The sequence below is a fragment of the Longimicrobiaceae bacterium genome (assembly GCA_035696245.1).
Lineage (GTDB): Bacteria > Gemmatimonadota > Gemmatimonadetes > Longimicrobiales > Longimicrobiaceae > DASRQW01.
On record DASRQW010000341.1, the window covers coordinates 1 to 9,678 of the forward strand.

Consider the following 9,678-nt stretch of genomic DNA (forward strand, 5'->3'; position numbering starts at 1 on the left):
CTACACGCTCCCCCTCACGCTCCAGAGGTGCCTCGCGGCGGCCGATCCGAGCGATCTGAACCCCACTCGCACGACCGACCCGAGATCGCCTGTGAGCACAGTTCTCGGATTCTGAGCACCCGATTTTCAACAGACTTCTAGAGGAGCAGCGCTTCCATGCGGTGGGCGTGGACCATGTCCTCGGCGGGCGACCAGGCGAACACGGTGAAGCGGCCGTCCTGCGATGCGACCAGGGCCAGGGCGTCGCGCTGGTCGCTCACGAACTGCGCGGCGGACAGGTGCCGCGTGCCGCCCAGCTGCGACGGCGCGACCACCTGCGGCACGTTGCCCAGCACCGGCTCGGTGACCGTGATCCGCTCCACCGCCGCGAAGCCGTCGCGCCGCATGATCTTGGCACCGAAGGCGAGGATCGCGTAGTCGTCGGTCATCACCGCGGCGCCGTCGACCGCGGTCAGGCCGGCGACGGCGTCCACCAGGTGGCGCACGTCTTCCTGCCACGCCCCGTGCTCCGGCTCCGGCGGCGGAGCGTCCAGCAGGCTTGCGAGCGTGGAGAACGACGGCGCCACGGCATACGGCACCGGCTTCACGATGGACTCGCGCCACTCGTCCGCCCCCGCGGGCACCACCAGCAGCGATCCGCCGCGGCCGTGCTCGCGCATGGAGATGGCGAGCTGCACCAGCTCCGGCCGCAGCTCCACGCGCGACGCGCGCGAGTCCAGCCGCAGCCCCGCCGGAACGTCGCCCTCGCCGTCGCAGCCGGGGAGGCAGGTGCTCACCTGGTCCAGCACGTCCATGCGGTTGCCGCGCAGCACGGCGATGTTGCCGTACTTGCCGAACTCCTCCGCCCGCCGGTACTTGAGCACCAGCAGCCCGGGCTCCACCACCTCCAGCACCAGGCAGAGGTCCGGCAGCACGCGGGTGGCGCCCCACACGCACATCTCGCCGCCGTGGCGCCACACGCCCAGGTGGATACCGGGCCGCTCCACCGCGGGCGCCAGGCGCGCGAGCGGCGCCGGAGCGAGCGGGAACGGGTGCTCGAACCGCAGCGGCTCGCCCGCCAGCTCCGGCGGCACCAGCGCCAGGGAGATGCGCGGCGAGCGGCCCTCCTCGCGCAGCAGGCTGGCCCAGAACGCCGTGTCCACGATGGCGGCCACCGCCTCGGCGTCCGGCGGCGGCGCGCCCGCGGCGGGCAGATAGCGCGCGAAGAAGTCCGCCACGGCGCGGGCCGCGGCGGCGGGAACGTGGGAGTACGGCGCTGTCTTCACGATTTCGGGCGTGACGGGCGGTTCCGGATGGATGCGCGGCGTGCGTTCCCGCCCCGCGCGCGCGGCCCCACGACCGGACGCGAAATGCACGCCGCGGTGGCGTACCCGCAGCCGGACGTGACGGCTGATCGCGGCGCCGAGGGGGTGTCGCAGCGGAAGGGATGCCCCCTCCCCCGGCCCCTCCCCCGCAAGCGGGAGAGGGGAGAACTGCTTGCGGGCGTGGAGGTTAGCGCCAGTTTTACATGCTGCGCGGAGGGCAAGTTCGTACTCGCAGCTCGCCGAGAGATGGATGTGCCGCCGGCCGCCGCTTCCAGAGCGCGTCACCGCGCGCCGATGCTCGACGAGGCGCCGCCCGACACGGCCCAAATCGCGCAACCCTCGACCCCACCGTGATCTAGCTCCCCTCCCCCAGGCAGTTTTGGGGGAGGGGCTGGGGGAGGGGGCACCTCCCCGCACCCCACAAAATCAAATCGGCCCCCGACAATCTCGGAGGCCGATCCTTTCTTCTCCGCCGGACGCGGTTACGGCTTCGCTGCGGCCGGAGCCTGCGTCGCGCCCACCATCGCCTCCAGCCGCGCGAGGCGGGCTTCGAGGGCGGCGTTGCGGGCCTCCAGATCGGCGATGCGGGCCTGCTGGGCGGCGGAGCGGTCGTCCAGCGCCTTCACCGCGGCCATGTTCACGCCGTCGATGTCCACCGTGTTGATGAGCAGGTTGCTCTCGCCCACGCCGAACGCGGCGGCGAAGTCCTGCGCCATGGGGCCCACGTGGCGGATGGAGCGCGCCTGCGTCTTGTAGTTCCACGTGCTCACCGGCACGCGGCGCAGGCGGGCCAGCACGTCCTCGCCGTCCAGCGCCAGGAAGTTCTCCTTGCGGTTCCGGTCCGAGATGCTGCTCCACGAACCGCCGCCCGCCGCCACCTCCACGCCCGACGACAGGTTCTGCGACGTGTAGAACTTGATTCCGCCGCAGCCGCGGGCCACGAACTGGTTGTTGGCGGTGGGAAACACCGAGTCCGACGAGAAGCCGGCGCAGCCGTCGCCCAGCACCACCGAGCCCTGGCGGTTGGCCGTACGCGCGTTCTTGCCGATGGCCACCGAGAAGTTGCCGCTGGCGCTGTTCTGCAGGCCGATCGCCACGCCGAACGAGCCGTTGGCGATGCTCGGCCCCAGGACGATGGCGGCGAGGCCGCCGGCGATGGAGCTGGGCCCCATGGCCAGCGCGTCGTCGCCCGTGGCCTGCGCGCCGCTGCCGATGGCGACCGCGCCCGTCGCCGAGGCGGTGCCGTTGAAGGCGAGCGACCGGTCGCCGCTGGACGTGCCGCTGTTGCCCAGCGCCACCGACTCGTCGCCGCTGGCGGTGGTCGTCAGGTTGGCCGCGAACGAGTTCGCGCCGCTGGCGCGCGCGTTCTCGCCGAACGCCGCCGAGCCGGCGCCCACGTTCGCGAGGTCCCAGTACGCGGAGCCGGAGCTCTCCACCTTGCCGGCGCGGAAAGCCCACAGGTTGGGAAACCACATCATGCGGACGCCGGCACCGGTGGCCGGGATCAGGCCGCTGCCCGCCGTGCCGCGGACCACGAAGCCGGCGTCGGTGTTCAGGCGCAGCAGGTTCACCCCGGCCTTGCCGACCGCGAACGCCGAGTCGGCCTGCGCGTGCGCGCCGGACGCGGCGGCGGCGAGCGCCGCGGTGAGCAGGGTGGTGCGGATGCGGAAGCTCATGGGGAGGTCGGGGAGACGATGTGCGTGTGGCTCCGCCCGCGCGGGCGGGCGGGCGGGCGGCAGTTCCGGAAGGTACGGACGTATGCGGAACCCTACACGCCTGTTCCCCGGCGCGCCAGGGGAGGCACGCGCCATTCCCCGCGATGGCTCGTCCGCGTCCCGCAGGCACATCTACCGAAGAGACGGGCGGATGTCTCCTCCGCGAGCCGCTGGCGTGAGATGGCCTGCGAGCTACGCCGCCGGGGTCGATGGAGCACCGTCCGCCAGGCGAGCTACCGCGGCGGCTTCGCCATGAGCGCCGAGTCCGCGGGGAGGCACTTGGCGTGGGCGGTGCACACCCAGCGCGGGTGGAAGGGCCGCACGCGCTCCCAGAGCGCGGCCACGCTCGCCCGGTCCTGCTCCTCGTCCGCCGTGAAGATGCGGGCGGCCGCGTGCAGGCCGAAGAAGCGCGCGTACCGGATCGCGTCGCCGCCGAACAGGACGCCTCGGAACAGGTACGCCGTGCTGCCCGCGGTGTGGCCCGGCGCCAGGAACGCGCGCACCGTGTCGCGCCCGAAGGCGAACGCCGTGTCGCGCGAGAAGGGCTCCACGCGCACCTCGCCCGGCCACGGCCCGGCGTTGCCCCACAGCCTCTCCGCCACGCGCGACGGTACGTCGCGGTGGTGCGCCGCGCCCTCGAACAGCGGCACCTCGGCGGCGGAGAGGTGGAAGGTCGCGTTGGGCAGCTCGCGCCACCCGGCGATGTGGTCGCGGTGGCTGTGCGTGAGGAAGACCGTGCGCACCTGGTCCGGCCGCACGCCCATGCGCCCCAGCGCCCGCCGCAGCTTGCCGCGCGCGCCCGTCCAGCCCAGGTCGATCACCACCACGCCGCTGTCCGTCTGCGCCAGGTACACCATGCTCGACCACGGCCCCGCGGTGGGAAACGCGATGGCGCGCGGCGGATCCTGGATGCGCCGCAGGTTGCGCGTGCACCCGCCAAGCACAGCGATCAGGACCAGAACGGCGGCGGGTCGAACGAAGCGCATTCGGAAGATGCAGTGAGTGCGATGCTCGCCGCTGGACATGGAGCGGCCGACGCGGCGCGGATGACCGGGAGATGCGCCCCGATCCACCGCATTTCTCCCTCCCCCAGGCAGTTTGGGGGGAGGGCCGGGGAGGGGGCCCGCGGAGCTTTCGGCAGATGCGAAGCCTTCCGCCAACCGACGAAACAGCCGCGGCCCGGCAATATAGCGGGGACGCGGCTGTTTTCACCTGCGGGACTCGTAGCAGCTCGCTACGCGGCGAGGGGCTTCCGGGGATGGATGACCGGGGCCGGCGCCGGAGCGGCGGAGAGCGACGGCGTCTCTTCCGTGACGGTGAAGCGGGCGACCTCGGCCTCCAGCTCGCGGGCGATGCCGGCCAGCTCCTGCGCCGATGCGCTCATCTCCTCCATCGCGGCGTTGATCTCCTGCACCGCGGCCGCGGCCTCCTCCGCGCCGGCGGCGTTGGCCTCTGACGCGGCAACCACGGCGGCCAGGTCGGCGTCAGAAGCGGCGCCGCGCGCCTCCAGGCCCACCGCCCGCAACGCCTCGCGGCTGGCGTCGGCGATGCGCGCCGCCGCCGTCCCGATGTCGCCCACGCCGGCCAGGCTCTGCTCCACCACGCCCACGATCTCGCGCATCGCCCGGCCCGCATCTTCCGCCAGGCGCGCGCCCTGCTTCACCTCTGCCGTGCCGTGCTGCATGCCGTCGACCGCGCGGGCGGTGGCGTCCTGCACGCCGCGGATCAGCTCGGCCGCCTCTGCCGCGGCCTCGCCGGAGCGGTTGGCCAGCACGCGCACCTCGGCCGCCACCACCGCGAAGCCGCGGCCGTGGTGGCCGGCGCGCGCCGCCTCGATGGCCGCGTTGAGCGCCAGCAGGTTCGTCTGCGCCGCCATGTCGGTGATCACGCCGGTGATGCGGCCCACGCGGTCCGAGAGCTCGCGCATCTCCTCGATCTGCGCGGCGGACTGGAGCACTGTCTCGCGGATGCGCTCCAGGCTGCCCACCGCCTGCCCGATCACCCGCGACCCGTCGCGCGCCACCGTCACCGCGTGCTCCGACGCCGCCGAGACGCCGGCCGCACGCTCCGCCACCGTATCGACCGAGCCCACCAGCCCGCCCAGCGCCGCCGCCATGCGCTGCGTGTCGCGCGCCTGCTGCTGCGCGCCCTGCGCCACCCGCGTGAGCGAATCGGCCACGCCCTCCGCCGCGGAGGTCACGTGCTCCGACGCGGCCGAGAGCGCCTCGGCCACGCCCAGCACCTCGCCGGCGCGGCCGCGGATGGCGTGCACCACCCCGGCCAGGCGCCCCGTGCCGGTGTTGATGGCGCGCACGGCGTTGCCCACCGCGCCCACGCCGCCGTCCGCGCGCGCCGTGAGGTCGCCCGCGCCCAGCCGCTCGGCCATGCGCACCAGCTCCTCGGACTGGCGTGTCTCGGCCTCCAGCCCGCGCGCGATGTAGATGAGCACCGACGCCTCGAACACCACCCATGCCGCGTGCACCGCCACGATGTGCCAGCCCATGTGGTCCGCGAAGACGTAGACGTGCGCGCCGCCCATCTGCAGCCCGTGGAAGCCGGCATGGTGCAGGGCGGCCACCGTGGCGCCCCACACCACCACGCGCCAGTCGCGGTACACCAGCAGGAACGCCAGCACGGCGAAGATGTGGAAGTGCGTCTCGATCATGCCGTGCGTCTGGTGGATCAGCAGCGCCGACATGAGCAGCAGCGCCGCCCCCAGCGTCATCCGCGACGCCACCGAGCCCGGCTTCGCCCACGCCACCAGCAGCCCCGCCGCGATCAGCCCGCCGCCGAACACCAGCGCAGCGAACCACGTCCCATACAGCGGCGCCAGCGCGAGCACGAGCGGAGCGTGCGCCAGCAGCAGGCGGCTCAGCAGCCGGTCGCCGTCGCGGTAGCCCGCGGCCAGCAGCGCTCCGTCCGCCAGGCCCACGCCCGCTCCCTCGGCTCGACTCGCAGCTTCGGGAACCGCGGCCGGCATCTTCAAGGTCGGATAGAGCATCTGTATCGGCATCGTCCATTCGGTGCCCGCCGCGCCCGCGGTATCTCCGCGGCACGTCCTGCCAAACGTGCAACGCGCGTCCGCAGCTTATGGACGCACGTTCGGCAAACATTGTACAAACAATTTGCAAGAAGCCCACCCGCGGTCCTCGCAGGCGGTGGTGCCCAGCCCGCGCACGCGTGATTCACCGGCGCGTGCGCGACGGGCCAAATATAGGTTGGCGTGGGCCCTCCTTGCACCCCGCGCTCCGCTCCCGCCATGCCGCACGCCCGCGTCAATCGAACGTGTCTGAGACGGAGGCAGGCCGCCACTCGCGTCCGGGTTTGCAGCCCGGCCTTCGCACTCCCGCCGCCACTCTGTCTCCGCCAACTCCCGCCATCTACGAACGAAAGGACGGCCGCCGCAGCAGCCGTCCCTCCTTCGTTCCCACGGTGCGAAACCGGCCTCGTTCGGTCCATCGCGAGCCAGCCCGAAGACCGATTTTGCCCGGCAGGCGTCAACCGGCTTTTCGCGGCCGTCCGCCCTTCGCTCCATTCACGCGGGAGGCGGCCGCCTTCTCCTCGGACGGCACGCGCGCGAGGGCGCGGGCCGCGAGCGTCGCAGACGACGGTACCTCGGTAACGGTGTAGCGAATTCCATGTTCGGAACAGGCTTTCTCGAACTCGTCGGCAGACGCGGCGAATTCCCGCCGAAGCTCGTCCACGCTCGTCCCCCAGAAATCGAACCCGCCAGGCACGACGTTCACGGTAGACCCGTAAAGGCTCTGCGTGTCGGGGTCGAACTCGATCTCGGCGGCGTACGGCCCGTATCTCATCATCCCTCGATCCCTCCTTCACGCAGGAGTGCCCTTACGTTCCGCACCATGGGCCTGGGCGCCTCTTTGCCGGGGTGCGGGCGGTGGAACACGCGAGCGACCCCGTTGAGGGCCACGAGCACCCTGCTTCCCGCTCGCTCCTCGACCACCGCCCCGAGCGCTATGAGCATAGCCTCGATGGACGTCCATTCGATGCTCGCGAGCGTCGGCTCCGCGAAGACCTGTGCGAGCGTGCGGCGGTGCCGCGCGTTCATCGAACCATAACCCGACGCTGGGTTTTTGCCAATGGTGCAGCGCGGGAGGCGCGCCGGGGGCGGACGGCAGTGTCGCCCATCCCCTCGGACGCAGGCCTTCTCAATGCCCGCCGTGGCCGGCGTGCCCGCCGTTGCCGGAGAAGTACGCATTGCACTTCGCCTGCCCGTCGGGATCGTTCGCGTCGTACGCGCAGACGTTGCGCATCATCCCCTGGTCCTCGTGGATCAGGACGTGGCAGTGGAAGACGAACGGCCCCATCGCCACCCGGGGGAACTTGAAGCGCACCACCACCGTGTCGCCGGCGAAGTTGCCGTTCCCGTCGGGGTGAACGCCCAGCGGCACGTTGTCGCGCAGGAAGTTCTCCGTCACCGGCACGCCGTTGATGGAGACGATGGTGATGTCGGTCTGGTGGATGTGGAAGGTGTGCCGGTTGCCCGTCTGGTTGACGAGCGTCCACTCCTGCACCGAGTCGATCGGCACGTTGATCGGCGGCTCGTCTGGCGAGTAGATGGTGCTGTCGATTCCGGCGGACGTGTTGCCCAGGAACTGGTAGGTGAAGCGGCGCTTCTGCACCGACGCCGCCTCGCGCAGCGAGCGGATCGTCGCCAGCGCCAGCGCGTCGTCACCCGCAGGCTCCGGCCCGGTGGGCGGAGCCGCCACGGCGGACGCGGGCCGCGCGCTGCCCAGCGGAAGGGCCTCGGTGACCAGGTAGCCGAGCGTGTCGGTGGGTCCCGGCGTGGATGCGTCGACCGGCGCGGTGATGAAGGGCACCCGGGAGACGGTGGCGGGCGGCGCCTCCACGATCACTTCAGCCCGCGACCCGGGGGCCAGGTACAGCGAGTCCACCCGCAGCGGGCGGGTGAGGTGGTTGCCGTCCATCCCCAGCAGCGTCCACTTCATGCCCGGCAGCTTGAGGTTGACGAAGGTGTTCGCGTCGAAGTTCCCGATGTGCCAAAGCTCCGGGTGGCCGCGGCGCACCCGCATGGTCACGCAGGTGCTGCCGTTCACGTTCAGCAGCGGATTGCTGTTGCCGTTGAAGGTCATGTCGCGCACCAGCAGGGTGCGCTCGCGCACGCCGCGGTACTGCGGGAAGTAGGTGAGGATGCTGCCGATCATCAGCGCGCCGCTGAGCCCGCCCGCCACCTGGGTGGAGGTGTTGCCGTGAGGGTGGGGGTGGTACCAGTACATGCCCTCGTGGTTCACGTCCACGGGCACGGGGAAGTCGAAGTACCAGGCCGTGTCGCGCGAGATCTTCACGCTGGTCACGTTGTCGCCGTGCACGGGGTTGGGCGTGACCACAAGGCCGTGGTAGTGCTGGTTGGTGATGGCGATCGTGCTGTCAGGCTGGTTGGCGTTCGGCACCATGGCGTTGACCACGTACAGCCGCAGCGTGTCGCCCCGCTCGATGTGGATGGTGGGGGCGACGAAATGGCGGTTGTAGACGTTGGTGGTGAAGGTGCTGTCGCCCACGCGGTAGGTGGCCGGAGCCATCCGCAGCGTGTCGCCGTGCGCGTGCATGGTGGGCGGTTCTACCAGGTCGCCGCACTGCTGCTGCGCCGCGGCGCTCAGCGGGACGAGCGCGGCGGCCGCCAGCAGGGCGCCGCACCACGGGAGACGGATCTTGGGCATGCTTTCTCGTCGGGAAGGTCCGGGCGGGTGCAGCCGCCCGTGGGAGAGCCCGGCCGCCGCGGGCGCGCCGGCGGGGTGTGGAACGGGCGGGGACGGGGAGCCGGCGGATACCGGGCTCCCTATCCCCGCCCGTCGAGTCGTGCGTTCCGACGCTGAAGCGGGGCGCGTCGACAGCGCGGACGTCCGACGACCTCGGATGGACGGGCCGTCGATAGGCGGATGGGGGGCGGATGCGCAGCGCCGCCGCCCCCGGTGCGCTCAGTGCCCTGCGTGGCCGGCGTTGCCGGAGAAGTACGAGTTGCACTTGTTGGGGCCGTTCGGGTCGCGCGGATCGTAGACGCAGACGTTGTGCATCATCCCCTCGTCCTCGTGCTGCAGGACGTGGCAGTGGAAGACGAACGGGCCCTCGGCGATGGGGTCGAACACGAAGCGCACCACCACCGTGTCGCCCTCGAAGCCGCCCTTGCCGTCCGGGTGCACGCCCAGCGGCACGTTGTCGCGCAGCACGCGGTCCGGTTCGGCGACGCCGTTCACCGACACGATCCAGAAGTCCGTCTGGTGGATGTGGAAGGTGTGCAGCGCGTCCGTCTGGTTCACCAGCGTCCACTCCTGCACCTGGCCCCACGGCACGTTCACCGGCGCGTTGGTGGGCTCGTACTGCACGCTGTCGATACCCGCCGACGTTTCGCCGAGGAACTGGAAGGTGAAGCGCTGGCGGCCCACGACCTTGGCCTCGCGCAGGAAGCGCAGCGTGTCCGCCACCGAAGCGTCCTCGCCTGCCGGCTGGCGCCCGAGCGCGAGGGCGCGGGCCCGCTGCGGCGCGGTGCCCACCAGGTAGCCCAGCGTATCCGCGGGCGCGGTGGGCGCGGGATCCACGGGCGCGGTGATGAGCACCGTGCGCGTACCCGCCGGCGGCCCGGTCACGATCACCTCCGCGCGCGAGCCGGGGGGCAGGTACAG

General features: G+C 72.0%; 7 protein-coding genes. All 7 read right to left on the reverse strand.

Going from position 1 to position 9,678, the window contains the following annotated elements:
• Positions 1-137 precede the first annotated feature (137 nt).
• Complete coding sequence (locus VFE05_15780; protein ID HET6231533.1) at positions 138-1,265, reverse strand: hypothetical protein; 1,128 nt, start codon at positions 1,263-1,265, stop codon at positions 138-140.
• Between the two features lie 521 nt (positions 1,266-1,786).
• Positions 1,787-2,980, reverse strand: a complete 1,194-nt coding sequence (locus tag VFE05_15785) for a tail fiber domain-containing protein (GenBank protein ID HET6231534.1) — start codon at positions 2,978-2,980, stop codon at positions 1,787-1,789.
• 272 nt (positions 2,981-3,252) lie between these two features.
• Positions 3,253-4,005, reverse strand: coding sequence for an MBL fold metallo-hydrolase (locus VFE05_15790; GenBank protein HET6231535.1), 753 nt, complete (start codon positions 4,003-4,005; stop codon positions 3,253-3,255).
• Positions 4,006-4,253: 248 nt separating this feature from the next.
• The gene (locus VFE05_15795) at positions 4,254-6,020 is read right to left on the reverse strand and encodes a methyl-accepting chemotaxis protein (protein ID HET6231536.1); all 1,767 of its coding nucleotides are present in this window, start codon (positions 6,018-6,020) and stop codon (positions 4,254-4,256) included.
• 496 nt (positions 6,021-6,516) lie between these two features.
• Positions 6,517-6,837 (reverse strand): hypothetical protein, encoded by a 321-nt coding sequence (locus tag VFE05_15800; protein ID HET6231537.1) that lies wholly within the window; start codon positions 6,835-6,837, stop codon positions 6,517-6,519.
• Positions 6,838-7,188: 351 nt separating this feature from the next.
• The gene (locus VFE05_15805; protein HET6231538.1) at positions 7,189-8,718 is read right to left on the reverse strand and encodes a multicopper oxidase family protein; all 1,530 of its coding nucleotides are present in this window, start codon (positions 8,716-8,718) and stop codon (positions 7,189-7,191) included.
• A 258-nt stretch (positions 8,719-8,976) separates the two neighbouring features.
• On the reverse strand, positions 8,977-9,678 hold a 702-nt coding region (locus VFE05_15810), incomplete at its 5' end, for a multicopper oxidase domain-containing protein (GenBank protein HET6231539.1).